This is a genomic window from Roseinatronobacter sp. NSM, from assembly GCF_052379845.1.
GTDB lineage: Bacteria > Pseudomonadota > Alphaproteobacteria > Rhodobacterales > Rhodobacteraceae > Roseinatronobacter.
Genome location: NZ_JBQTCF010000020.1, coordinates 42,305 through 66,604, shown reverse-complemented (window position 1 = coordinate 66,604; position 24,300 = coordinate 42,305). Strand labels below are relative to the sequence as shown.

Here is a 24,300-nt window from a genome sequence, read left to right as displayed (position 1 = left end):
CACCGCCCCAGCGGTCACGGCCCCGACCATCATTGAAGCCCGCTAGATAGGCGTCCTTGGCCTCTTTCTGGGTGTTGAAGCCCAGCATAACCTTGTGTTCATCGAACGCGCCTGTCTCCGCATCCTTCTGATCAACCACAAACACACGGTTGCTGTCTGGGTTGTCACCCATGTAAAAATCTGCATGATCGCCATCCGCGCCTATAGTGCCCAGTATCCGGCCATAGTGCGCAGGCATGGTCACAGACCATTCCGTGCCATCGGGACCAACGCCCTTGCGTTCAGTCCCCTTGCGGTTCTCGATCGACAACTTCAGCCCGCGCCAGTCGGTCTTTGCCGTGCGGTAGTTTTCCGCTTCGGCCTGCGCGGGGGTCGGGTTGGGGTCCGTCTCGGCGGCAATCTTGTCGAAGTCCTCGGCTGTCGTGGGGCCATCCTTGGATTTCTCAGCCGCCATATCATCTTCCATGACATAGGCTGCCTCAAGCACTCTATCCTTGTGCTTGCGAGAGAAGATGAAGCCGTTTTCCTTGGCGTCCCACTTGATGCTGATACCCGGAACGACTGGCGGGCGATCTTCGGGAAGTCCGCGCAGCACGGCGGCGCGTTCGCGGATATCCTCAACAGTGACGCCATCGTAAGCCTGCGCCGGGGTTTCTCCCGCCGGCGCGGCCTGCTCCTGCGCTACTTCTTCTTCCCGCCCTTGCCGCTGCAACCCTTCTTGCTGCCCTTGCTGTATGCCATCGGTGGATTCTCCTTCGGTTTGGGGGGCAATGTCCTGCCCTGCTTGTGGAACATCTGGATCAATCAAATCGGTTTGTGGTTCAGTTTGGGCCTTCTTGACCGCCACAAACCCGCCTTCACGCTCGACAATGTCGTATTCATCCACCTTCAAGCCATCGCGCGCAATCTTCTGTTTCAGCGCTGCAGCGCTTTTGAACGGGGTGCCATCCGCTTTCGCAATCGCGCCAAGGGCTACAGCGGCGGCACCGGATGCGCCTTGCGCGCCCGAACCAAGCTCGCCCAGTGGCGTGGCGTCCTCCGCGCTTGCCTGCGGGTCAGGCGATTCAATCAGGCTGTCCTCGGCGCGCTGCGCCTCCTCTGCGTCACGTTGCTGCGCTTCTTGCTGCTCAATATAGCCTTCAATCCGCTCACGGATCGCGCGCAACTCCTCGTTTTCCCCGAACTCGCGGCTTGTGGTGTAGATATCGGCCAGCACGCGTTCTGCCTGACCTATGCTGGTCAGGTTGTCGGCGATTTGGCCGAACTCCAGAACTGCGCTCTCATATTCGTCGGGCTGCGGCGGGATCGCTTCGCCCTGCGGGGCCTCGCTGGCCGGTGACATGCTGACGGGCTGATCAGCCTGCTGGCTGGCCTCACCCAACGGCGTCAAGCTCACAATGCCCATTTCGATATCAGCCCGCGCGATTTCCCCAATCTCGCCGGTCTCAGGGTCCATGATCTGAACACCCGTCTCCGTTTCCCCGATGATAAACACGTTTTCAGGGTCGATATCGCCACGGAATTCAAGGATAGCGGGAATTTGCTGCCCGGTGGTGTCCTGCTGAGGCAACCGTCCCTGATCAACCTCCGAGGCTTGCGGATCACCACCGGGCATACCGGACTGCGGCGAAACCCCAACCGCTCCGGTATCCTGTGCGACTGCTCCAGCACGGCGGGCACCCTCCAGCGCGGCATGCGAAAGGCTGCCTTGCTTGGGTTCCGGTGCGGACATATCGTCGCGTTCGTCACTTCCTGCACGCTCATCGATCGCGGCAGTGGGTTGTTGCATCGCCTCTTGTGCGGCCTGCGTATCGCTTTTCGCCTTCGCACGCAGACCTTCGGCCACATCACCGCCCTGCTGCCGCGCCCAAGCAATGCCTTTTTCATAGGCGCGTTGCTGTGCGGCTGTGCGCCCTTCGGTCGGGTCGCCATCTGTCAAGCGCGACAAGCCGAATTCTGCGCCGTTCAGCTCATTGAGAACACCACGCATAAACGCGCCATGCTCTGACTTAGGAACCCCGTTCACTTCACCGGGGGCCAGTTCCTCTGCCTGTGCCCAGATACCTTCAAGGGCAGGGGGGATTTGTGCCTGATCCTGCCCGATCTGACGATTTGCGCGGCCCCGCTCAACTGCGGCGGCAGGCCCCCCGATCGTGCCACCCATAAGCGCGCCGATCCCGAACGCCACAACAGCTTCCCGCCCGAACTTCTCCAGCAGGATAGGTCCAACGGCTCGCCAGTCATCATCTGTCAAAGCGTTCTGGACATCACGGTCGAACATGATTTGTTCGCTTAGAAGGGCGATAGCTTCCGCCGTGCCCTCAAGGGCCGAACCTGCGGCCGCACCAGCGGCGGCGCGTTGAATTACCGATCTGGCAGCGCCTTCTGCGGCTACGTTGATTGCCCCACCCAGCGCCTTACCAACTGTGGCGGGGAATAGGGTTTGCACCATGCTTGTGCCGATGGCTGTTTTCAATATCCGGGACTGGACATCAGGATCTTCGGTGTCCCAGTCATTGGCTTCGGCTGTTCCCCAAGCCGATGCGATCATTTGGGGCAAGATACTGGCTGTAGCGCCAGCAATGGCACCGACAAGCCCACCAACAACCACGCCCTTCGGCCCCGCAACCGCCCCGATGGCCGCACCTGTTTTTGCACCGGCAACGGACGCAGCGATATCGCCCAGAATGCCGGGGGCAGCCGCTATGAACCCGTCAAAGATTTCCTGATCCAGTCGGCTTTGTTCCGCGATGGCGGCACTGCGGGCTTTCTCATCTTCGGATTGGCCAAAGGTATCTTCTGCGAATTGAACAACCGCATTGCCTGCATCATCGAATCCAAGCATCTGGATGCCGCGCCCGACACCGGACAGGAACCCTTCGGGATACTGCTTGGCACCCATGGCAAGGTTCTCGCCGATACCGCGCCTGCCCTGTGCGCTGGCGGCCTGCTGGCGCTGCGCCTGTGCGGCCTGCATGCGGTCTGGATAAAGCTCGTTGCCTATCTCACGGGCGCGCTGAAAGAAGGCATCGGATTCGTCACCGGCCATGGACCGGATAATCTCGCGAATATCTTGCCCCTCACTGATCGCGGGGCCAAGTTCTTCAGCGGCGGTTTGGGCAACCGAAATCAAATCCTCCGGCTTTTCGACCTTCGCCCGCTCCCCCAAGGTCAGAAGAACATTGACCGGAACACGGGATTGCCGCGCGATGTCCTCTACCTTTTGAAACGGGGAACGATTGGCGGCTGCATAGTCGCGGTCGAAAAGGTTTGACACGGCGAGAACCTCTGGCTTGGGGCGATTTAGACACAATATATTGAATCGGCCTATCAATAAAGACTATATGTTGTGTCTGGACCGTCTAACTTGCGTGGCCCCATAAACATCAGTAAGCTGAAAGCCCAACCAAAAATGCGGCTTTCCAGTGGATCAATACCTTATATTCTTGGTGCCCTATCTGGCTATTGGCGTCTTGGCGCTAATTTCGTGCTTCGACGCTGATAACTTTCCTGAATGGCTTGCGGAATTGTGCGTGTTCAATTCGGTGATGGTGAGCGGCATTTGGGCTTCAGGCGTGGCTGTAATCATGTTGGCGCTTTTGGGCGTTCCAGTAGGGCTGGCCATGATTATAGGCCTGCCAGTTGCTTACTTCACTGGCCGAATGATGGTTGGGAAGCCCTGAACCCTAAATCAATAATGATTGCAAATGACAGAAGTGCCGACTTGGTTGCAATTCGTTGTGCTTGGCGTGCGATGGGGCTGCACTACTTGCTGCGGCTGCGGTGGCGTGTATGCGGCGCCTCGCATTGGGAATGATGGGGTGCGCCCGTCACTCGGTCCGCACTGATACGTCATGTAATACCAAGAAACCGGCCCCGGAATTGCATCGGCGAGCAATCCACCCATTTTGCGATAACTATCGGTGACCTGATAAGGCCCTTGGCATGTGTTCGAGGCTTGCTGGTAACACCCGCTAGGGGACTGACTGCACTTCGCCACCGACATCTGTTGCCCAGATGGGCCAGTCATAGTTTCCTGCGATCCACTCACGCAGCCGGATATCAAAACAGCAGATGACACGGCTAAGGCATTGATGAGTTTTGTATTTTTCATTTTGCAAGCGACCTATTTTGCTCAATTTAATCTAGTCTGAAGTCAAGTATTCCTCAACGTCATCGAGGGTCCAACTGCACGTCCAGCGATTAGCAAGAGCAGGGTTAATCGCCCCTCCATGCTGATGGTCTATCAGCGCATAAAGACCATAATCTATGGCATTTACATCACGAGAGCGACTCTTCATCAACCTAAGCCCTTGCCGATCCGCCATTCTGCGCAGTCGATTCTCTCTGACTTTTATGTTTTCCTTCATGCTGGAACCTATACTTAAAGTGATGCTTGACGCGATGCTCTAAGGTATGCCATAAATAAATCAGCCGCGCAAGGTGTTGGAGCACCAAACGCGGCCTAACCGAAGCACGATCTAAAAGGGAGATCGCACAATGGCTATGGCCAGCACTATCACTACACCTGTGCGGAGGGAAGGCGAGTCCTGCCGTAAAAGGTATTTCACCGATGCTGCTTTTTTCTACTTCGCCTTGGCAGGCCTGAATGGCTGCAAGGCAAAAACACCAGTTCAGGAAGCGTTCGACATTTGGCGTAGCGCACGGGCGACCGCAGACACCGCACCGGAAGGGTTTTCCGTTTCAAAGTCCGATCACGCCTTAGCACTCGCTGATGAAGTGGTTCAAACACCATCACAGGAGCCGCGTGACGTGCTTCTGAAAATCGCAGCATACACCTTTTTCGGAGAACATGCGCCGTGTGATGGCCCACTTGGGCATCTGATCTACAAGGAAGTGCGCGAATGGGCGGAGGCAGCATAATGAACCAGCAAGATGTAGCAATAAATGCGGAACGTCAGCCAGTTGTGTTCGCGCGCGAAGGTGAAGTATTTGCCAACAGCCGTGATGTGGCCGCGTTTTTTGGCAAAGAACACCGGTCGGTTCTTAACAGCATCGACAATCTAATCCAGCAAGAGCCTGATCTAGGTCTGCATAATTTTATGCAGACCCCATATGTTGAGCCTTCCAACGGCCAGACATACCGTAGCTTCGATATGGACCGTGACGGGTTCACATTGCTGGCCATGGGTTTCACTGGCACGAAGGCTCTAAAATGGAAGCTGTCCTACATTTCAGCGTTCAATACGCTGGAAGCAGAAGTCAAGCGTGTGGCGCGGGATGGCGGCACAATCGACCTGAACAACCCGACGCAGCTTCGCAACCTGTTGCTGAATTATAGTGAGCGCACCGAGAAGCTGGAGCAGCGCGTTCAGGAACTCTTGCCATCTGAGGAAGCATTGGATCGCTTGAGTAAGGCTGATGGCAGCCTGAATATCACTGAGGCAGCCAAAGCATTGCAGATGCGGCCTAAAGACCTGTTCGATTATCTGAGTCGCAACGGCTGGATATACAAGCGCGCGGGATCTGCAAGCTGGCTGGGCTATCAGAGCAAAACGACTGCCGGTATGCTTGAACACAAGGTGACAACTGTTCTGCGCGCCGATGGCTCTGAAAAGGTCACGGAACAGGTAAGAGTGACCCCCAAAGGTCTGACTGCGCTTGCGAAGCTGATCAAGCCCAGCCTGAGTTTGGCCATTTGAACAACACAAGGCCCCCAATTCGGGGGCCTTTTCTTATTCGGTCAGTAGGGGAACATCACCACCTACACCCGCGCCAACCCCGCCCATCATGCGGCTGAGTATGCGTTCTTCGGCTTGATCGATCATTTCCGGTGTGACCTGACCGCCCAGACCGGCGGCGGCTTCGGCCTCTTTCATGGCTTGCTGGCGGATACTGACGCGCTGCGCCGGTGTGATCTGGCCTTGCTGCTGCTGCGGCCCGAACCCGCCTATGGCTTGTTCCATGATGTCAAACACCGATTCCGGCGCCAGTGCCCCAATGATCGCGGACCCGATCAGGTCGCGCGGACCATTGATCTGCTGCCGGAAGGTTTGGCCGGTGGATTCGTCGCGGAAAGTGACGGTTGCCCCGATGATCTGACCTTGCTGGTCAAATTCAAAGCTGGTGCCCTCTCGAACGGCAGTCAGGCCATCATCGTAATAGCCTTGCGAATTGTAAACTTGAGTGATGGCGTCGAGGAAATTTTCATCATCGTTCATCCCCCAATACGTCATGGCTTCGGCCCACTTCTCCATGCCGCGCCGGGTGTTTGCTGCCCCTGCCCAATCGCGGAACGCTTTGGCTTTGGCGAAGTCACCTTGCTGAACATAGAAACTTTCGATGCGTTCGATATCATGATCCTCGAAACGCTTGACCACACGGCGTGCGGATTCCCTGACCTGTGTGCGGTTCGGGGCTTGCTGGCTGCCGGGTCGCAGCGCCCGTGCCGCACTCATGCCTGCGGATTGAGCGATTTCATTTTCACCGCGGCGCACGGATAAAATGGGCGTCCCGCTATCGGTTGATGTGACCGCATCGGCAACACCGCCAAGGTCAGCCTGCCTGCCGGATATGCGCAGGTCAACATCGCGGCGCGCAGCGCGGGGCTGAGCATCTGCGCCTTGGGGCTGGCTGCCTTGTGGCGCTGGCGCTGGGGCAGGGGGCTGTTGCGTGCCTTGATTGCGCCGACTGCCCGCGATAGCCTCACGTTCGGCCTGACGTTGGGCTTGGCGCTGCTGTGCGGCTTGGCTTTGCTCAATCGCTTGTGTGGCTGCTTCGGGGTTCATGCGCTGGAATTCCTGAAACTCCGGCGATGATGTATCGATCTGCGGGTTTTGCAGCCGGTCAGCAATATCGGACACACCCAGCGCGATACGCCGGCCGATTTGCGGGTTCTGGGTGTCAGCCGCCGAACTCAGGCCGCCGCGCGCGCGGTCGCGTTCAATCGCACCCCTGAAGGGGTGGTCATCGGACACTGGCAGGTTTTGCTGCGCGCGGGGCGGCAATTCCGCTGCGGTGTAGGGCGTGCCGGTTGTTACGCTGTCCTGCACTGTGCTGGCAGCGGCGGGGCTTGCGATGAGATTGTTCAGCGAAAGCCCGCGCCAAGCCTGCCGATCATACATATCTGTATCAGGTGCGATCTGACGTGTTGGGTTTGCGGGCCGTGGCGCTGGTGGCAAAACATCTTGTCGAATAGGGCCGCTTGGCGTCTGCACAACAATGGGCGGGGTGCTGTCGATCCATTGACGAGGCGCTTGCGGTTGTTGCGGCATTTGTTGCGCTGCTTGCAGAGGCTGCACAGGCTGGCCCGCGCGGGGATCCATTCGTCCATCAGCCGCGCTTGTTGTCGCATCGGGGGTGCGCGGGTCTGTTGGTTGTCCCGCCACCCTCGGTTGTGGTGACGTTCGGACCGGCTCCTGTCGTGCCACACGGTCTGCCAGCAAGTCATTGGACATCTGGCCTTGCGCTGATGCGCCGACCTGTCCCAGCCCTTCCAGTGTCAGGCTGCGGCGCTGTGGCGGGCGGGTGTCTTGTCGCGTGTCACGGCCATCGGGCAGGGCTTCGGAAGCGGACAGCCCCTGATCGCGGTTGCCATCGAACAAGCCGCCCAGCAATTCGCGTTCCTGCCGCTCCAATGCTTCGCGGCGCTCACGTTCGGATTGTGTGACACGACGATCTTCATCGCTTTGCCGGTTACGGCGTTCGCGGTCCTCGTCTTGCTGGCCCCAGACATCACGTTGGCGCCCACGCGCCTCGCCGGTCCATTCCCGATCCTCATCCTCGAATTCGCGGCGGCGCTTGCGATCATCGCGCGCCTCACGCCAATCTTTGCCTTGAAAAACGCCTTGGACAAATCCAGCAAAAAAGCTCATCGCGCGTTACCCCTTTGGTATTCTCTTGCCCAGCCCCATGTGGACGGTTCGTTGTCTTGTTCTGGTTCCGGCGATGATGACTGAAAGCGTGTCAGCATAGCCTCTGCTTTCTGGCGATGACCGGCCATCTGTGAATTGACCTTGTCAGCCACGGTTCCGGGGGCACCCCCGTTATTGGCGTCTGAACGATGGTGAAGGCCTGGGCCGCCTGCGTTTACGATGGAATAGGCGTCCATCAGCCCCATACCCGGCTTCCATCCGCTGCTGCGATAGTATCGCGCGATTGCGCCATCACGCCCCAGTTGCGACCGGATTGGATCATCCCAGTTCACACCATGCTGGCGTGCTTGTGGCTCTCCGAACTGGATCAGGCCGCGATGCTGGCCCCATTGTGTCGTTGGCCCCCGCTTTGTCGGGTCAAAGGTTCCGGCAGTCTCATAGGAAATGATCGTGGCAAGGTCCAAAGGGTCCATGCCCAGATCATCGGCGGTTTCCATAATCCCACGCGCCAGATCGGGATTGCTCATCCAGTTGTTGAACCGAACTTCCTGCGATCCCATTCCAGCACGCGGGCGGGATTGGCCGCGCAAAGCACTGTTCTGGTTGGCGGGCTGCATGGAATCGGGCGACAACGACATTCCCTGTCTGCTTTCCGAACGCTTCTGCCCCAATGCTTCTATTGCGGAAATCTCCCGCTGGCGCAGGTCGTAATCGTTTCGGGCGGTGACACCACCGGCCATGCCTTTGAGGAAAGCGCCAGCGAATGCCATCTTACGCGGCCTCCTTCACCTTCTTGCGCCCGCCAATGCTGTCGATCTTGGATTCGATGCGATCGACCTGTGCGGCAAGCTCTTTGGTGGCGCCCATGTTGACGCCAACGGCATCGATGACGCTGATTTCGCGGCCATTGCCCAAACCGGTTTTCTCGGCGAAGTCCTCGGCATAAGGCCCGATGTGCTTGCGACCGCCGCCATCGCCCATGCCCTTCTTGTATTCCCATTCTTCCACGGGCATGTCCTTGACCGCGTCCAGAACACCCATGGACTTCTTCTTGTTGGTCTTGGAATCCTTCGATGACATGAAGGCCCCGGCGAGCATTCCAATGCCCTGACCGATCCCAGCACTTTGGTTTTGGTTTGCTTGCCACGCTTGCATTTGAGCATTGTGCTGCTGTCCGTAAATTGAACCAGCCTGGCCATGTCCTTGCATTGCCCCACCGAACCCAGATGAGGCCATATTCCCGGCCAGCCCCAAGCTTGTGCCGGGGTTCACTGCCATGCCGCGCCCCATATTGACCACATCTGCCATTTTAGCATCGCCAACGGCTTCAACTTGCCGGCGTGCCATGTTGCTTGCGCCAGCTGCGGACAAGGACTCAGCGGTAACCGCGCGGCGCTGCTCGGCGGCGAACCGGCCTGATGCTGGGTTCACGCCCATTGCGGCCATTTGGCGCTGGCTTTGTTGACGACCAAGATTGGCTTGCTGTCTTACGTCTGCGATTGCTTCGCTTGCCGCGCTGGCTTTCCTTTCGGGTGAAGCATGATTTTCGGCGTCCGCGATCATGCGATCTTCAAGCGGTCGGAATGTGGCTTTGTATCGTCCTCGGTCTTCTTCAGCCCAGTCTTGGGCCACACCAGACATGGCCTGCATCCATTCCAGATAGCGCTCGCCTGTCTGAGCAGACTTTACTGCCGCTTCACCCATTCGGGGGTCTGGGGATGGGGCGCTGCTGGATTTACCCATTTTGTTACTCCTTGATCTGTTTTGGCAGCCAACGGCATTCGTGCGACAGCATACCAAGCACTATACCATCTGATCCGTCATTTGCGCCACATCTTGCTACACCTTCGACTTTGAAGCCCAGTTTCATTGCCAAGGTTATAGCCTTGATGTTCCACTCTGGGATGATCAATGTCAGGCGGGTTTTCTGCAAGTGGTCGAAGGCAAAAGCAAATATTACGCGCCAGACTTTTGCGGTAGACCATGCGCGTGATCTGTCAGAAGCTATATGGGCGCTCGCATGTGTCGCATAGAAAGCATTGAGCCAGACTACCGCGCGTATTTTGCCAGCATCATCTAGAACGCCCAAAGCCAGCGTTTCCGGTGGCGCGCGCCCTGTTTCAACGCCCATGCGTGGCTCCGCCCAGGCGATTAATTTTTTCTGGTCTTGCATGGTCACCCGCATCAGATTCATCCTATTGGTTCAATTATTCTAGCGGCCAAAAACGTCACTGGGCAGTCTTGAACGGCAGACGTGTTAGATGTTGAGATCTCTAAACTCCCCCACTGATCTGGCATTAAAACAGCGGTTGCCGCAGTCAACCTTTTAATCCCAACGCTTATAACTAGCGTGTTCTGTGTTTGAGGTATTGGGAAAAACTGACGCCAGCCAGATTGTATTATGAAATGAGTGGCGGCAGAGGGGATATCAACATTCAATTCGTTTTGGCTTGCAGAAAGAATATGCCTCTGAACGCTTAAAACAGATAGTAGCGGGGCATTTGTGTGGAAAACAGCCTCCCCTTCAGATGTAAAGACTGCCATGCCATATCCTGAAGGTGGCGATACCTCGTTAAAAGATACAATCCGTTTAGTCGTTATGTCCGTATTGGCCAGAGCCGGGGGAGGGCTTCCTGCGCCGCTTCTAAGTCTGAAGGTATTTAATCCAGGCGCGGACCTTTGTGGCGTCATCATTTGGTCATTTGTCAGTGGGACTAAGTAAATTCCTCTTTTTTTAGATGTTGAAAAAACACCTTGAGCGTCAGTGGAAAAAATATCGCTGCCTTCGGATGCTGGCAGTATAGATGCTGCGTCCAGCACTACTTTATTTTCAGAATTGATCACTTGGAAACCGTAAGCCATCAATCTACTCCAAACAAAACAATGGTGACATGAATAGAAGCGCCATCCTCTATCGGGTTCAAGTTTTGATCCAGAAAGCTCCAAGATAGTGTGTTCCCGCTTGTCCCTAGACCAAAATTTATTCCAGCTTGAATATAACCATTTGGCACAGGGTCAATTCGCGCAGAGACAAGAATAATTGAAGATGATAAATTTGTGGGTATGGCGATACTTCCACTCTCACGGGTTTTTACTATGTGAGAAAGATTAGGTCGCCCATCATTTATATCCAAAAGGTTTGTCAGACCTTCGGTCGTTTCGACTGCTATACCAAAAGGCATTAGGATAGATCCCCGATAACAACCCTAACAACATTGTTGCTATCAAAGACCCTTATCCTGTCATCTTCGATTTCTACGCGCTCTCCTGATGTTTTCGATCTTAATAGTCCGATAAGTGCAGAAACGGCAGAAAGAGATTGCACATCTATTTTTGTTGCGTCCACCGATGACGCGGCAAGCTCCGTGGCAGTTACAGACCCGTTCAGGATGATATCTGACGCGGAAACGCGCGCAGTTGATGCTGGCCCATCTGGCCCGTCTGCCGCTACAAGTTCAAGCGCTGCGCCTCCTGTCCCGGCCTTGACGCGCAGCGCCAAGACTGCGGCCGCATTCCCCTCTAGCGTGCTGATTGCGCTGGCTTGCTGGGACACTGTAGCGTTGGTCCCGTCAAGATTGGATTGCACAGTGTTGATGCTTGTGGCCAGTGCAGCGTCCGCATTGACGCGCGCGATGCTTTCTTGGGTAATCGCAGCCTCGACATCGACCAACTTGGTTTCGCTGTCGGTGGCAGCGCGAATGCTCACCCGATGGAAACTGATTGTCTTGGCCGCATTCCCAAGCGAAAGGTCATTTCTGTTGGCATAGACCCAAACGCGGATCGACTGGAATGCCGATGGCAAATTGCCCGGGCGCATAACGAGTGCGCGGGCGGTCATAGCCTCGCCTGCGACAACCGGCCCCGCGCTGGCTTCATCAAGCCGAATGGCCGACCTTAAAATGGTGCCAGATGTATCGGCCCAGTCAAACCAAATCCCGGCACCGTCGATGTTTCCGCTTTCAAGCGTGAAATCAACTTCAACGATATATGCGTCTGCGTTTTTCGCACCGCGCCAAATCGCCCGGTCGGATCGAGTATGCAACCCGTCCGTCTGGCCTGATGCGACAACAAAGCGCCAGTCAGTCCCGATGGAAAACACGGTGTTGTCAGGCCGTGTCAAAGAACCACCTGAACCCGTGCGAGTCCAGCTTTGGGTGGTGTTGACCGCAAGGAACTGGTCATCAAGAACAGATGTGCCTTGGCTTGTTATCGCCGCCGTGACTTCCAGTCGGTCGCCTGCCAAGGCGGCGGCGTCATTGGCGCTGTCCCGCGCGGTGACGGCTTGATCGCGCGCAATACCCGCATTGCTGGCTGCGGTTTCAGCGGTAACCCGGCTTGCATTGGCGGCGTTGGCGCTTGTCTCTGCGTTCGAGGCCGCCGTCGAGGCCGTTGATGCATTGGTGGCCGCCGAGGTCGCGGATGCGCCTGCCGCTGATGCGCTATTCGCCGCATTGATCGCGCTGGTTGATGCTGAAGATTCGCTGGCCCCCGCGCTCGTCGCGCTGTTGGCCGCGTTCGTTTGCGCGGATTGGGCTTGTGATCTTGCGGTCTCGGCGTCTAATTTTGCTTCGTTGGATGCCGCCGCGCTCTGTTCAGCATCGCTGGCGCTGCTCAGGGCCGCGCTGGCGGATACTGCCGCTGCTGTGGCCGAGGTCTCTGCATTGGTCGCTGCACTTGTGGATATGCCGGCCTGCGTTGTGGCGGTGCTTGCTGCGGTTTGCGCGTCCTGACGTGCCGTCACGGCTATGTCGCGCGCGGCTTCGGAACCGGAACGTGCTGTTTCCGCTGATTGCCTGTCGGCAAGCGCCGCCGCCGCGCTTGCCCCCGCTGATGTCGATGATGCTGCAGCGCTATTGGCGGATACGCTTGCCGCTGACGCGGCGCCCTGTGCATCGTCTTGTGCCGCTAGGGCAATGGTAGCCGACGCGGCTGCTGCTGTGGCGCTCACACCGGCATCTGAACTCGCGGTGTCTGCTGCTTCAGCATACCCCAAGGCCGCCCCTGAGCTACTCTCGGCTGAAAGCGCAGAACTTTGCGCTTGGTCGCGCGCGGCGATGGTGACGTTTTTGGCGGCCTCTGTGCTGTCTTTATATGCCTCTGTCTCGTCCCTGATCCCTTGTGCTTGGTCACGCGCGGCTTGGGCGTCTATCAATGCTTGGTCTACAGCGGCCAAATCTGCAATCAGCGCGTCAAGATCTTCAGGCAGAATGTCAATCAGATTTGAGAGGTCGCTGATTGCGGCATCGGTTTTTGAGTTCAGCGCTACTAGATCAACAAGGATTTGATCGATGGCTTGACCTTGTTCGTCAACCGCTACCGCGATTTTTGCCATACGTTCAGCGCTTGCCTGGCTTTCTTGCGCGGCTGTGATCTTTTTCAAATCTTCGACGCGCAATGCCCTTTTTTCAGGATTGCCCCGATCCCCGATTAAAATTTGGAGCGCCTCAAAAAGGCGGCGTTCGGTGCTGTTCATTTTCAGCCTCCGGCCATTTCGGATATATCGCCTGCCATCAGATAGCCGGTGACTGTGGCGCTGCCTTCAAACTCAAACTGCCAACGATTGTGCAGCCCGTCAGGGATGCGAAATGCGGTGTCCGCGTCTGCTGTTTCCCGAATGACAACGCCGCTGGCGATCACGCGCGTAGTGATCGCTTGACCCTCATCATCGTTTGTTTGTGTCAACCCCGCTCCAAACCCTATCGCCCCGCTGGAATGCAAAAGTCCTGAACGCCAATGGAAAACCATTGGGTCACCGGCGTCCCATTTCTTGATATTGGTGCCAGAAGATATGCCTTCCAAAAAAAACAGGCTTCCAGTCTTTATATCGTAGTGCATAGCCGCCGCTTGTATGTCGGCATTCGTGATAAAGGGCTGTTCTCCGGTCAGGTCTACGACAAGAACCGCGCGCTCGTTTGGCGCGGTTTCATACGACACCACATAAGCGCCGTCATACTGGCTTGCCACCCATGTCGAGGGGTTCAGGGCTTCCCATTGCTCGCGTGTCCACAGCTTGCGCGATATGACATCTGCGCGGCCTTGCATGATCATCACCAGACCCTCCGGCGATGGGTAAACCGCGGCATATCCGAGATCCACGATCCCGCGCGAAGATGCGCAAGGATAGTTAACCTCAATGCGTTCCATCACCATGTTTTCCGGCGCCGTTCCTTGGGCAAGATAGGGCTGGCCGGTGGTGAGGATTGCGAGGGTCGAGCCGAAGGCCGCCAGGCCCACCACGGGCGTTTCTACTGTCAGCCGATATTTGATCGGCCAAGCGTGCGGGACAAACGGCTCGGAAAACAATATTTCCTTACCTGAAAAGGCTGCCATCATGCCGTTGGGCATAGAAATAATGCCCTGCATGTCTGTGGGTGGCGTGTCATAGTCGTTGGTTTGGATAACTTCTTGAAGCGGGTGCGACGATTGTTCGTATGTGAAGCTGGACTGCGCGATTGGCTGTTCAGCTACGAAATAGAAATCCGTCACGCCAAACGCAGAAGTTTCAGAACGATAAATGCGCCTGCGGCTAACCCCCCGGCCCGGGGGGGGAGGGGCGAAGTCCGTGATTGTAACCCCAAGTGGTGGGTTCCACATGATTGGTGCAGATGGTGGCGCGGGCGGGCTTTCTTCGTCTTGATCCGTGACGTATGTGAACGTGAACAAAACGGTCTGTTCTATTTCTGGGTCGGTATCCCCAATCGCCGCAACGGTCGGGGCTGCCGCAGGCGCGGGCAGCGCGAGGTTGCGCGTGCCCCCATTTACGATCACACGGGGTTGGGCGTCACCAGTCACATAAAGACGGTCTTGCGCGACCGGCCCCGGCACCGCGTTGACGACAGACCCCCAAGAAATCCAGTTGTCCGCATGGAAGGTGAAACTGGCTGCGCTTGCTGGAAGCACATGCTCAAGTGTCGCTTCACGCAGAGGATGGATAGTGCCGTCACTCAATCGAACATTTCGCGCGATCTGAGCAAACCCAGGTTGAAGTAGCCTTGGAGCTATTCGTGGAATTTCACCAGAGAAATTTGTCGATCTTAACAGCATGCGGCCTCACAAAAAACTGAAGCCGGAGCGGATGGGCGCGCGCTGTTGACCTTTGATGCCCTGTGCAAAGTGGCTGTCACATGCGCGCTCGAATTTCGACAGGTAGTAGGAGGCCATCTTTGGGTCTGTCCATTGCTTTTGCGGCAGGGTCAGGATCTTGGACAGCGCTCCGCACGCAATAGGCTCGCCCCATTGCGTAAGAAGGAAATCCGGCATCATGTTGTATTCATCGACAATAGGATCGTCTTCTGTTCCCGCTATCAGCGACTGGCCCATTCGCGGTTTGAGGAATAACGAAACTTCCAGATATCCGGGCGAAAGGGGGAATACCGTCACAGTGTTCGGGTTGACCTGAGTGATGTATTTCGGCACGCCTTCGCCTGCATCATGCAGATTCGCCACATTTTCATGCCAGTCAGCGTCTGATGGCACATCACAATTCAGGATTTCGCCGCCCAAATACCTTGGCATGGTTGCCCTGATTTTCCGCAGGTCTTCAGACATCTGGCCGCCGCGCTCTGTATTCCCCATGTCTGAATATTGTGTCGGCGTCAGTGGCGTCTTTGGGACGCTTTCAGATGCGAATGAGGCATATTCGATTTGATGAATTGCCGCGTAATTGGGCGCGACAAGCGCCACGGTGTTCTTTCGGTCCAAATGCGTGTGACAGATTTTACGCCAGCACTTGGTGCGTTCGCAAAACTCGATTGCGGCCATTCTGATGTATTGCTCGGCCAACACGTCAGGCACGCCAGGCGCATGCGGCAGGACGTATCGCAAAAACTCTGTCAGGCGGATCGGGTTTGCCATTTTCTACCTTACTGGCTGAAGCGGGACTTGGGGGTGTCTACGTTTTGCGCCATGTCGACTTGGGTTTTGATGCCCAAAGACTGTTGGAACAGCTGATAGTGCGCTTGGGCGCGTTGTGCGGCACCTGCCACAGCGATGTCCTTTGAAAACGCCCGATAGCAGACATAGTCCACCAGACAGTTTTCATAGATGTCGGGCACCATGACATCTGCGGTGTAGGATTCGATATCCATTGGACTTGAAGGTGCGGGGATCGGGGCGGGCAGCCGTGACATGATAACTTCGATTTCCCCTGTCCCATCATTACCGGGACAGACGTAGAAAACCGAAGTGTCAAACATGTCGTCGATGATGTGTTGAACTGTCCCATTGAACGGCAGTGTGGTGTTGCTGTGCCACCCCGGCATGTGCTGGTCCAGAATCTCGCGCATGATCGGCTTTATGACCCTGCCATTGCCGACATTTTGAATGGCCCCCAGAAGGCGGTGATAGCCCTCTGGTAGTGTTTGCTTGGTTCCCGACACAAGGTTCATTGTCGTGGTCACGCTGGTCGCCGTAGGCTTTTGCAGGGCGATTTCGCGCGTGCCTGCGTTCAGGTAATTCAGCAGTTCAGGCAAGACCCAGCGCACGGCCCCTGCGTCTTGCAGTGTTGCCTGTGCGGTTTGGATCACTTGGCGCGCGGTGAAGGCCATGGGCTATTACTCCGCCTGTGCGGCGCGGTGCGCGGTGATGTCTTCGATCAGCTTGTCCATACCGGCGCGGTGGTGCGGTTTGCGGCCAAGCTCGCTTTCAAACAAAGCGCGCAGGTCCGTTTCCGTCATCGCTTCCAGCGGGATTGCATCGTCGGTGTTTGGGCCATTGTCGTCATTTGACGCGCCACCCTCGCCATGTTCACCAGTAGCTTCGCCTTCACCCTCGCCATTGGCGGCGGGTTCGGGATCAGTCTGGGGTTGGGGGTTGACAGGGGTTTCCGGCGTCCTGACCAGATCATTGATAGCGGCTTCCACATCTGCGGCCGGAATGACCTTGCCTTCGTTATAGATGCCAAATCCTTCAGGAATGGCAAGCAATCGCTCGATATGAGTGGGGTTTTCAACATCTGCGACATGCGCGCCTTTATCATTCTCGAAAAAGGCGTAGCGTGTCCCATCGGCCATTTCGATGAATGTGCCCTTGGGGCGTTTGATTTTGCTTTCGATCTTCACGGCTGGGTTTCCTTGTGCTTGAGAAAAGGGGCGAGCAGATCAACCGCCCGCCCCTGCGTCAACTATCTCTGTCTGGTCAGGCTCAGTGGATGTATTCCAGAACCAATGTCAGCTTCTTGGTTGTGCCCGCTGTGACATTGGCAGACAGGGTCACACCAATACCGCGGTGTTTGTCGCTTGGCGCGATATTGAGGCATGCAAGGACAGTTCCGGCGACTTCAGCGTTGTTCACGGCCTGAGCGGCAAAGAATTCGTTGCCTACCGTCCGCGCGTCATTCATGTCACCAGGTTCACCAGACATCAGGCCCATCGTGGCGTTTGTCGCGCCAGTGTTTTGGCCAATAAGCGTTGCACGGACAGCGCGCGTATCGGCGGGCAACAGGCCGAGTTCCAGTTTGTCGGTTGCTGCGGTGAAATCTTGGGTAAATGTGTAGGAGGAGATTGCGACCATACGCGCGCCATGGACATAGCCGGAGGGGGGCGTTTCGCGGCGCGCGGCCATCGCGGATTGGAAAAGTGCCATTGGGGTTGATCCTTATCGTAGGTGTGCGTGAAAGGGGCGCTTGCGCGCCCCAGTGATGTCTTGGATCAGGTTCCGGTTGGCCGGATGGCGTAGGTATCCAGAGCCAGTGCGCCGAAATCACGGTTGTTGAAGCGGGTCTTGGAAAAGCCAAAGATCACGCCAGCGACCACGGTGGGTTCGTTGTCATAATCTTCCATTTCTTCCTTCCACATATACCGCATGCCGCCGGGTGTGCCGTAGGCGATCACCCCTGCCTGGCGAGCGAGAAACAGCGCGCGTGCTGCCGGAAGATTTCCGCCAGTCCCGAAATCGTTGAATCGGATGACGTTTTCATGGCTGTGCAAAACCACGTTTTTGATCATCCCCAAGCTGCCCTTGAAGATCGGGTTGTTGCGACCTTCTGCTTTGCTGGCGTCAGCTTGGATTTTCACCCAGCCGTTGGTATCGGCGGTGCGCATGTCATGTTCCTGATAGGTAGACATGACGGTAACAAAGCGGTCATCACCATCGACATTAACCGGCACCATGTCAGTCGCATCGGGGTCAACGGCGCGGATCATGCGCGCATGGGTTTCAGCACGCTCGATCAGATCACGGGACATCTTGTCCGAAGTGGTGATCGTGGCCTTGCTGGTCGCAGCGCCGCCATACAGCTGGTGCGTGGCATCGGGTGTGCGCAGCGGGTTGCCAGCGTGTCCGCTGTAATCGAAGGCTTCGATGAATTCCGTATTCATCCCGCGCGCGCCGGACAGATAGATGAATTTCAGCTCATCCAGATAGGTGCGCCAGTATTCGGCCAGCCGGTCCTTGGCGATCTTGCGCATATCGTGGATAGTGCGCTTGCGGGACATGCGGCCACCAGCCGAAACAGGGTGACGGAGTTGGTCAATGATGACTTCATCGGTGAAGAAGCGCAGGTTTTCTTCCTTTCCCTTCACACGCTTGTCGCCACTTGTCGGGCGCTGGCGCAGGCGAACGGACAGATCGAAAGAGACGCGATCACCTGCATCAGACGCGATATCGAGCTTTTCTTCGATGATGTTGTTTTCACCTTTGCCCATGAATTTGCGCGAAAAATAGCCGGTGCGGGCCACATCGCGGGCAAGGGTTGCTGACCATTTCTTTTGTGCTTTTGGGTCACCCCAAGGGATAATTGTTTGAGCCATGTGTATATCCTCGGCGTCCAGAATGGTTGCGGAGGACATCCATGCCCATCACTTTCATAAAATCTACCACATGTAGATATTCATTCGCAACAATCATCTATATGTGGTGTTTTTTCGAGTGGGATGCGCTCTATCCTGACCTCGCGGGGGGCCTCGATTTCGAGCCAGGTCTTGTCACCGCGGGTTCTGGTCCCGACCTTCACAACTGTATTGTCACCGAGCCTTACACTTTCCCCCGGTTTGAGCCTGATGCACAGCGCCATTCTTATATCCTTGATTGGTGGACGATGACCGGCGAGTGGTTATGCCCGCCGGTCGTCATTGTTGTCAGGCGTCTACGTCCAGCGATGCGAAGTATTCGGCGTCTTCATCGGACAAGTTGTTCATGATCTTTTCACGTCCAGCGGCATCGGCGCGGTTGAACTGCTGTTGAAGGGCGGTCCATTTGTTTTCGACTGTCGAATTCGCCGCTGCGGACGGAACGCGGGCCAGTGTGGGCACCACATCAGGCTTTGGAACGTGCATCTTCGCCCGTGTTTCGACCTTGGACTTCGGCTTGGGTGCGGGATTGTCGACCCCCTTGAGCGGCGGTGCATCAAAACCAAGCGCGGCTGCCTCGGCCACATAGAGCTTGTGGGCGGCCTCAAGCATTTCCCTGTCAGACAGACCGGCAAAGCGCGGTGATCCTGTGACATGGCGCACATGGCGGTCATATTCTGCCATATGCTCTTTGGCGGCCAGTTCGGGGTAATCCTTGGTGAGATACTCCCGCGCGGCGGAATGGAACGCAGCCTTACGCTCCTCAAAGGCTGCGGCTTCTCGCTCCTCTGCAGCTTGTTCAAGTGCGGCCTGACGGGCTTCTTCTTTGGCCTGATCGACTTGATCCAGCGCGGCTTGCAGTTCATCATCGGTCATATCGCCATCACGCCACTTGTCCATGGCTTCTTGACGTTCTTCCTTGGCCTTGGTGTTGATGAACTCGATCTGTTCAGCGGTCAGTTCAACAGGTGCAGTGCTTTGCTCCTGCACAGCGGCAGGGGCGGGCGCCGGCTCCGGTTTCGGTTCTGGGTCTGGCTGGGGGGCGGCGGCGGCCTGTGTTTCATCCTCGACCTGATCAGGATCATCGCCAGGATCATCGTCATCACCGTTCAGGGCGGCCAGTTCTTCATCCGACAGCAGTTCAAGCACGTGTTTTTCGTGATCCGCCAGTTCGTCATCGCCAAACTCATCTTCCCGTTCGGCGTCATCGGATGCATTGGCATCATCATCCTGATTGTCCTGATCATCTGCCAAGATGGGTAGATCGTCGTCGCGGTCCTTCAGTTCGTCTTTATCAGCCATAGTTGGGTCTCCTTACTACACGGGTTGCTGTTCTTGCGCGGCCATGGCGGCCCCTTGCTCCATCATCGCCTGTTGTTCAGGGCTGACGGGTGGTTCTTCACCACCTTGCAGGGCGGCTATGCCTTGCATGGACTTCTGTTCTGCTCCTTCCTGAATGACATCGGCGGTTGCAGTGGCCTGTGGCGGGCTGGCCAGCATTGTCAGCGCCAGTTCCAGTGCCGCGCGCTTCTGGTCGATGTCTGCGCCTGGGAGGGATTGCAGGAGTTTGGCGGCGTTGGCCCCCTCCTTTTCGGCTTGGGCCATGGACTTCGCGGCATCGCCTTCGGCTTTGGCGATCTGCGCCGCCGCCATCCTGCGTTCCATTTCTGCGGCCTCTGCCTTTTGCTTCTCGCGGGCGTCACGCTCAGGATCAGGCACATTCGGATCAGCGTCAGGATCTTCCATGCCGGTGATGTTGCGGATGCGCTTCACGATTTCTTCGCGGCTGGGCACGTCCATGGCTTCGACAACCAAATCAAGCAGCACCATGACAACCTGCGGGGCAACGGGGGCAAGTTGTGTCATTAGCTCCATAAGTTCGACAACCTGCGCCTGACGCAGCGATGCGTTCCAGTCGTCATCGGATATGATGTAATCGGCCTTGGTCAGTGTGATGTCGTTTTCCGGCATACCCTCGTTGTTGACGGTGACAAAATCGGGTTGCCCACGGCTGTTCGTGATGCGGAACTTCTTTTCCTCGGTCATAAACTGCTCGACCAAGGATAGCATCTTTTCACCGTGATACTGCTTGCTGGCGCGCAGAGCATCGAATGGCTTGGCCGTTGATACTGCACCTTGCTCTTGTCGGGCCATGATGGCGCGACCGGATACAGCGTTTGTTGTGCGCCCCATAGCTTCGTCTGTGACCCCGGAAAGCGTCTGGATCATCTGCATCGACATCTGCATCACTGACAAATGTGCAGCGGAAAGCTCGCGATCTGCATCGATCTTCAGTTCTTTGCCCGCCTTCTTAACGATCACGGCATCGGGGTTTTTGACTTCCTCGGCATATGCATCGATATCGGCAACTGCACCTTCATCCATGATGGTTTTATTGCTGGACAGGATAGCCAGTGCCTTGGAAAAGCGCTTGTTGATGTCTTTCTGGGCGTCCACCATGTTCCTGACCACACCATACGGCTCGCCGGTCTTTGCGCGGCGGTAGCACCACATCGGCGAGAACGGATAGCGGTTGTGGCGATACGGGCTTTCAGACAGCCAAAGCACGGATCGTGTGGTCATCACCATGACATAAGTGCGGAAGGTCAGCCGCTTTCTGATTTCAGCTTCACCGGATTCAACCTGTGCACGGTGCCCACGGCTGAGTTCGTCATATATTTCGCCGGTGAACTCGCCGCCGGACATGACATCGGTGGTTTCTGGCAGCTTGAACCATGCTTCGATCAGCCTGACACGCTCGCGGGTGGCTGAAGGATGCTCTATCGATGAGTATCCGTTGCGGACGCCATCATATTCAGCCGCATCCATGGCATCATCACCATAGCGGTCGATACTGCCCCCGAACTCCTCTGCGGCGGCGGCCGACATTTCGATATGTTCCTTGCGCTTGGGGAACATTGCGATAGCGGTGTCGGTATCCACCCATTTGGTGCGGAAGATGTAGCGCGCATCGGACAGATCGCGTTCGCGGGCCTGACTGTCCCAGATGATATTGCGCCACGATTCCGACCGGTCATAGATTGGCTCGCCATCGGTATCTTCCTGGACACCGCATTCCATGAACGACAACCCAGCTTTTACCATTTCTTCAAATGCATCAGAAAATGCGAACTGCGATTTGTTTGCGTCAGACAGATATTTCAGGATCTCGGATTTGCGCTGCGCGGGCTGGGATGCTTCTTTTTTGCGAGGCAGAATCTTGTAGTCGGTTCGTGCGCGCCGTTCGCTGCCAATGATCCAGTTGATGGATTGTGAAATCACGTTCAGAACCATCGGTTCCTGTCCACGATCCTTCAGGATTTGCTCGTCGTCGGGGTCCCATTGGTGGCTGTCATAGAAATCTTCATCACGTTCCATCCGGGCACGCCAATCGGCCTGTCTGTCCAGTTCGCGCAGGTAGTGACTGATCAGCCTGTCGTGCAGGTTTGATGCCTTTTCGCCATCCAGCTTTTTATCGCCAATGGCGGCCAGCGGTTTTTCACCGAAAAGGTGGCTGGACGTTTTGAGCCTGTCAATCGGGCTGTCCTGCTTGAAGCGCGATTCAATCGCTGATTTGCGTGTCTCAGATGATGCCATGGTCATCACTCACTTCGATATCTTTGACGCGGCCAGTGGCGTTGTCGATGACTTCCATTTCGGCGGTGACTTCGCGCGGGACATCTTCGAAGCGCGGCGGGATGGTCAGCAGATCATGCAGGCAGTCGCGCACGATGCCGATAATCTTCATCGGGTTACGGGGGTTGTAGGGGTTGTAGCCAAGGTTGGCGCAGAACATGCCGGCTGAAATCAGACAGTCCTGAAAATCGCCGGTTTCCTCGGCCCAGACATGGGCGCGGGATAGCGGGACGATGCAGGGTGTGATGCGCTGGTTGCTGATTATCGCGCCCTTGGGCACCAGAACCAGACAGGGTTCCCATTTTCCACCGCGGCGCAGCCATGTCTTATAGACAAGGACATCGCCCCGCGAGATGGGCGGGCCATAGGTCACAGTCAGATCGATGGCGGGCCGGTAGTGTTCGGTGCCATCGCTGTCTGATGTGTCCACATGCTGCGCTTTTTGCTGCACATTGTTGGGTGTGATTAACTGGTTCATGCCGCCATGCCCCCTTTGGTCCGCCTGCGCGGGCGTTGCTGCGAGTTGATCAGGCGCGGGTCATAGCCCTGCGCCCATTGCCGTAGTGCGTCAGCTGCTTCGGAATGACCGGCCAGCTTTTCGGGTTCATGCGACCAGACGCCCAGGCGGGCGTTCCACTTCTTGCCGTATAGTTCCAGATGATCCAGACCGGCCTTGCAGCCTTCTTCATCAAACCATGCGCGGCTGAACGCTTCGCGGGTTTCCTGAATGCCATGCTGAATGGTCTGCACGCGGGGGACGATTTCAAATGACCAGTCCGGTGCCAATTCCTCCAGCGCCTCAATGGGGGCACCTACACGGTCCTGAAGCTGCCGGACATGTGAGGCGTCATGCGGAAGGAAGTGCTTGCCAAACAGCCAGCCGGTTTCACGCAAGAGCCTGACGTAATAGGCATAGCCTTCGCCCCAGCCCTCGATATAGCGCAAGAACCGCTCCTGCGGGCCGATATGCTGCATGATCCAGATGCCGGTGCCATCGCCTGCGCCGATGTCCCAGAAGGTGTGGCACAATACATTTGAGACATGCGGGATTTTTGTGATACGGCCTGACGCGCGCGCTGCGGCCAGCTGCGCGGTATAGAACTTGCCCTCGATACTCCGGCGCCAGCATTCTTCAGGGCTGGATGGCATTTCGCGCCACATCTTTTCGTTGTCGCCCGAAAAGTCATTTTCGAGCTTGGCCACATACCACGCGCGCTGTTCGATAGTGATATGTGTAGATTGCTCGCGGGCTATCGTGTCGAAATATTCGTGCTGTTCAGGCGTGATGGTGATGTTCGCGGCTTGGTTCGCGTCCAGTCTGTATCCGGGGTCTTTCCACCATGGAAAGAAGTGGAATTTGAATTCCGTGATGCTGGGTTTCTTGCCTGTCTGGCTCTGCCGCTCCGCGCGTGTCGCTATCTCGAAAAATTCGCCTTCTTGCCCCTCTGCGGTGGATTCAATGACAGCTATACCGGTGGTTGGCACGGCAGGCAGTGAGCCTGTGACAATTTCGATAGCTTTTTCGGGGAATTTTGCCGCTATCTTGCCCATTTCGGATATGTGCAGGCGATGGATCGTGCCCGAACGCATTGATGTCGCTACGCGGATTGAACTGTTGTTGTGCGCGAACAAAAGCTCCTTGGCGCTTTCGCGCGCTAATAGGAATGATGATTTCACGCTTTCCGGCAGGTTGTGATAGGCGAACTTCACTTTGTCGCGGAAAATGACTTCTGCATCGTCTAGGCTGTGTGCAATGATGCCGCAGCGCTGGTCGGCATTGAACAACGCATGATCTAACCAGATGATTGCGATCAGCGTAGTAAACCCGAGCTGGCGCGCTTTCAGAATCACATTCCGATAGTGCAGCGCCGCGAGAAATTTCCGCTGGTTCACATTGGGGATGAACGGCGTGACAAATCCTGCACCATCCCCGCCTTCTGTCTTGACCATGATCTTGTAAAGCTGTCCGCTGAATATCCGCCATTCCCATGACGCCAGACATGCCTTCATTTCCTCCGCTGTTTGAGGAACAAAGTCAGGCG

Annotated in this window: 23 protein-coding genes and 1 pseudogene; 5 read left to right on the top strand and 19 right to left on the bottom strand. The window is 56.5% G+C overall.

The window, feature by feature from the left end; genetic code table 11:
- Positions 1-28: 28 nt before the first annotated feature.
- A pseudogene (locus ACTZWY_RS12125) lies at positions 29-454 on the bottom strand (hypothetical protein); the annotation flags it as partial.
- A gap of 1,086 nt (positions 455-1,540) precedes the next feature.
- Here ACTZWY_RS12125 and ACTZWY_RS12120 point away from each other — a divergent pair.
- The 5 genes from ACTZWY_RS12120 to ACTZWY_RS12100 all read left to right on the top strand — a co-directional run bounded on the left by ACTZWY_RS12120 (position 1,541) and on the right by ACTZWY_RS12100 (position 5,663).
- Positions 1,541-2,008, top strand: a complete 468-nt coding sequence (locus ACTZWY_RS12120; protein ID WP_444790988.1) for a hypothetical protein — start codon at positions 1,541-1,543, stop codon at positions 2,006-2,008.
- Between the two features lie 543 nt (positions 2,009-2,551).
- Entirely contained in the window at positions 2,552-3,274 is a 723-nt protein-coding gene (locus ACTZWY_RS12115) for a hypothetical protein (RefSeq protein ID WP_444790987.1), read from the top strand.
- 151 nt (positions 3,275-3,425) lie between these two features.
- The gene (locus tag ACTZWY_RS12110) at positions 3,426-3,683 is read left to right on the top strand and encodes a hypothetical protein (protein ID WP_444790973.1); all 258 of its coding nucleotides are present in this window, start codon (positions 3,426-3,428) and stop codon (positions 3,681-3,683) included.
- 817 nt (positions 3,684-4,500) lie between these two features.
- Positions 4,501-4,884 carry a hypothetical protein gene (locus ACTZWY_RS12105; RefSeq protein ID WP_444790972.1) on the top strand — a complete coding sequence of 128 codons (384 nt, stop codon included), beginning with the start codon at positions 4,501-4,503 and terminating at the stop codon, positions 4,882-4,884.
- Positions 4,884-5,663: a phage antirepressor KilAC domain-containing protein gene (locus tag ACTZWY_RS12100; RefSeq protein ID WP_444790971.1), complete on the top strand. Its 780-nt coding sequence runs from the start codon at positions 4,884-4,886 to the stop codon at positions 5,661-5,663. The genes ACTZWY_RS12105 and ACTZWY_RS12100 overlap by 1 nt, the downstream gene beginning before the upstream one ends.
- Positions 5,664-5,696: 33 nt before the next feature.
- On the opposite strand, the gene ACTZWY_RS12095 is transcribed toward ACTZWY_RS12100, so the two are convergent.
- From ACTZWY_RS12095 to ACTZWY_RS12010, 18 genes are all read right to left on the bottom strand, one after another.
- A complete protein-coding gene (locus tag ACTZWY_RS12095; RefSeq protein ID WP_444790970.1) occupies positions 5,697-7,835 on the bottom strand; it encodes a hypothetical protein in 2,139 nt (712 codons plus the stop codon).
- Entirely contained in the window at positions 7,832-8,605 is a 774-nt protein-coding gene (locus ACTZWY_RS12090; protein WP_444790969.1) for a hypothetical protein, read from the bottom strand. Before ACTZWY_RS12090 ends, ACTZWY_RS12095 begins: the two co-directional genes overlap by 4 nt.
- A gap of 1 nt (position 8,606) precedes the next feature.
- Positions 8,607-9,578: a tail fiber domain-containing protein gene (locus tag ACTZWY_RS12085; protein ID WP_444790968.1), complete on the bottom strand. Its 972-nt coding sequence runs from the start codon at positions 9,576-9,578 to the stop codon at positions 8,607-8,609.
- A 4-nt stretch (positions 9,579-9,582) separates the two neighbouring features.
- Positions 9,583-10,020, bottom strand: coding sequence for a GNAT family N-acetyltransferase (locus ACTZWY_RS12080; RefSeq protein ID WP_444790967.1), 438 nt, complete (start codon positions 10,018-10,020; stop codon positions 9,583-9,585).
- Positions 10,021-10,025: 5 nt separating this feature from the next.
- Positions 10,026-10,697 (bottom strand): hypothetical protein, encoded by a 672-nt coding sequence (locus ACTZWY_RS12075; RefSeq protein ID WP_444790966.1) that lies wholly within the window; start codon positions 10,695-10,697, stop codon positions 10,026-10,028.
- Positions 10,697-11,017 carry a hypothetical protein gene (locus ACTZWY_RS12070; protein ID WP_444790965.1) on the bottom strand — a complete coding sequence of 107 codons (321 nt, stop codon included), beginning with the start codon at positions 11,015-11,017 and terminating at the stop codon, positions 10,697-10,699. The genes ACTZWY_RS12075 and ACTZWY_RS12070 overlap by 1 nt, the downstream gene beginning before the upstream one ends.
- Positions 11,017-13,167, bottom strand: coding sequence for a hypothetical protein (locus ACTZWY_RS12065; protein ID WP_444790964.1), 2,151 nt, complete (start codon positions 13,165-13,167; stop codon positions 11,017-11,019). Before ACTZWY_RS12065 ends, ACTZWY_RS12070 begins: the two co-directional genes overlap by 1 nt.
- 143 nt (positions 13,168-13,310) lie before the next feature.
- Positions 13,311-14,879, bottom strand: a complete 1,569-nt coding sequence (locus ACTZWY_RS12060) for a hypothetical protein (RefSeq protein ID WP_444790963.1) — start codon at positions 14,877-14,879, stop codon at positions 13,311-13,313.
- 6 nt (positions 14,880-14,885) lie between these two features.
- Positions 14,886-15,689: a hypothetical protein gene (locus ACTZWY_RS12055; RefSeq protein WP_444790962.1), complete on the bottom strand. Its 804-nt coding sequence runs from the start codon at positions 15,687-15,689 to the stop codon at positions 14,886-14,888.
- Between the two features lie 8 nt (positions 15,690-15,697).
- Positions 15,698-16,381: a phage adaptor protein gene (locus tag ACTZWY_RS12050; RefSeq protein ID WP_444790961.1), complete on the bottom strand. Its 684-nt coding sequence runs from the start codon at positions 16,379-16,381 to the stop codon at positions 15,698-15,700.
- Positions 16,382-16,387: 6 nt separating this feature from the next.
- Positions 16,388-16,894, bottom strand: a complete 507-nt coding sequence (locus ACTZWY_RS12045; protein ID WP_444790960.1) for a hypothetical protein — start codon at positions 16,892-16,894, stop codon at positions 16,388-16,390.
- A gap of 82 nt (positions 16,895-16,976) precedes the next feature.
- Complete coding sequence (locus ACTZWY_RS12040) at positions 16,977-17,417, bottom strand: hypothetical protein (RefSeq protein WP_444790959.1); 441 nt, start codon at positions 17,415-17,417, stop codon at positions 16,977-16,979.
- A 65-nt stretch (positions 17,418-17,482) separates the two neighbouring features.
- The gene (locus ACTZWY_RS12035; protein WP_444790958.1) at positions 17,483-18,622 is read right to left on the bottom strand and encodes a N4-gp56 family major capsid protein; all 1,140 of its coding nucleotides are present in this window, start codon (positions 18,620-18,622) and stop codon (positions 17,483-17,485) included.
- A gap of 41 nt (positions 18,623-18,663) precedes the next feature.
- Positions 18,664-18,846: a carbon storage regulator gene (locus ACTZWY_RS12030; RefSeq protein ID WP_444790957.1), complete on the bottom strand. Its 183-nt coding sequence runs from the start codon at positions 18,844-18,846 to the stop codon at positions 18,664-18,666.
- 64 nt (positions 18,847-18,910) lie between these two features.
- Positions 18,911-19,924: a hypothetical protein gene (locus ACTZWY_RS12025; protein WP_444790956.1), complete on the bottom strand. Its 1,014-nt coding sequence runs from the start codon at positions 19,922-19,924 to the stop codon at positions 18,911-18,913.
- 15 nt (positions 19,925-19,939) lie between these two features.
- A complete protein-coding gene (locus ACTZWY_RS12020; protein WP_444790955.1) occupies positions 19,940-22,219 on the bottom strand; it encodes a portal protein in 2,280 nt (759 codons plus the stop codon).
- A complete protein-coding gene (locus ACTZWY_RS12015; RefSeq protein ID WP_444790954.1) occupies positions 22,206-22,736 on the bottom strand; it encodes a hypothetical protein in 531 nt (176 codons plus the stop codon). Before ACTZWY_RS12015 ends, ACTZWY_RS12020 begins: the two co-directional genes overlap by 14 nt.
- Positions 22,733-24,268, bottom strand: a complete 1,536-nt coding sequence (locus ACTZWY_RS12010) for a hypothetical protein (protein ID WP_444790953.1) — start codon at positions 24,266-24,268, stop codon at positions 22,733-22,735. The genes ACTZWY_RS12015 and ACTZWY_RS12010 overlap by 4 nt, the downstream gene beginning before the upstream one ends.
- Positions 24,269-24,300: the final 32 nt, after the last annotated feature.

What these genes read in the sequence shown, in the direction of transcription:
- ACTZWY_RS12060 (WP_444790963.1), bottom strand. Translation starts at nt 14,879, where the DNA reads ATGCTGTTAAGATCGACAAATTTCTCTGGTGAAATTCCACGAATAGCT.
- ACTZWY_RS12070 (WP_444790965.1), bottom strand. Translation starts at nt 11,017, where the DNA reads ATGCCTTTTGGTATAGCAGTCGAAACGACCGAAGGTCTGACAAACCTT.
- ACTZWY_RS12100 (WP_444790971.1), top strand. Translation starts at nt 4,884, where the DNA reads ATGAACCAGCAAGATGTAGCAATAAATGCGGAACGTCAGCCAGTTGTG.
- ACTZWY_RS12090 (WP_444790969.1), bottom strand. Translation starts at nt 8,605, where the DNA reads ATGGCATTCGCTGGCGCTTTCCTCAAAGGCATGGCCGGTGGTGTCACC.
- ACTZWY_RS12040 (WP_444790959.1), bottom strand. Translation starts at nt 17,417, where the DNA reads ATGGCACTTTTCCAATCCGCGATGGCCGCGCGCCGCGAAACGCCCCCC.
- ACTZWY_RS12105 (WP_444790972.1), top strand. Translation starts at nt 4,501, where the DNA reads ATGGCTATGGCCAGCACTATCACTACACCTGTGCGGAGGGAAGGCGAG.
- ACTZWY_RS12020 (WP_444790955.1), bottom strand. Translation starts at nt 22,219, where the DNA reads ATGGCATCATCTGAGACACGCAAATCAGCGATTGAATCGCGCTTCAAG.
- ACTZWY_RS12065 (WP_444790964.1), bottom strand. Translation starts at nt 13,167, where the DNA reads ATGGCAAAAATCGCGGTAGCGGTTGACGAACAAGGTCAAGCCATCGAT.
- ACTZWY_RS12010 (WP_444790953.1), bottom strand. Translation starts at nt 24,268, where the DNA reads ATGAAGGCATGTCTGGCGTCATGGGAATGGCGGATATTCAGCGGACAG.
- ACTZWY_RS12025 (WP_444790956.1), bottom strand. Translation starts at nt 19,924, where the DNA reads ATGGCTGATAAAGACGAACTGAAGGACCGCGACGACGATCTACCCATC.
- ACTZWY_RS12030 (WP_444790957.1), bottom strand. Translation starts at nt 18,846, where the DNA reads ATGGCGCTGTGCATCAGGCTCAAACCGGGGGAAAGTGTAAGGCTCGGT.
- ACTZWY_RS12080 (WP_444790967.1), bottom strand. Translation starts at nt 10,020, where the DNA reads ATGCGGGTGACCATGCAAGACCAGAAAAAATTAATCGCCTGGGCGGAG.
- ACTZWY_RS12075 (WP_444790966.1), bottom strand. Translation starts at nt 10,697, where the DNA reads ATGGCTTACGGTTTCCAAGTGATCAATTCTGAAAATAAAGTAGTGCTG.
- ACTZWY_RS12015 (WP_444790954.1), bottom strand. Translation starts at nt 22,736, where the DNA reads ATGAACCAGTTAATCACACCCAACAATGTGCAGCAAAAAGCGCAGCAT.
- ACTZWY_RS12035 (WP_444790958.1), bottom strand. Translation starts at nt 18,622, where the DNA reads ATGTCCTCCGCAACCATTCTGGACGCCGAGGATATACACATGGCTCAA.
- ACTZWY_RS12050 (WP_444790961.1), bottom strand. Translation starts at nt 16,381, where the DNA reads ATGGCCTTCACCGCGCGCCAAGTGATCCAAACCGCACAGGCAACACTG.
- ACTZWY_RS12085 (WP_444790968.1), bottom strand. Translation starts at nt 9,578, where the DNA reads ATGGGTAAATCCAGCAGCGCCCCATCCCCAGACCCCCGAATGGGTGAA.
- ACTZWY_RS12055 (WP_444790962.1), bottom strand. Translation starts at nt 15,689, where the DNA reads ATGGCAAACCCGATCCGCCTGACAGAGTTTTTGCGATACGTCCTGCCG.
- ACTZWY_RS12095 (WP_444790970.1), bottom strand. Translation starts at nt 7,835, where the DNA reads ATGAGCTTTTTTGCTGGATTTGTCCAAGGCGTTTTTCAAGGCAAAGAT.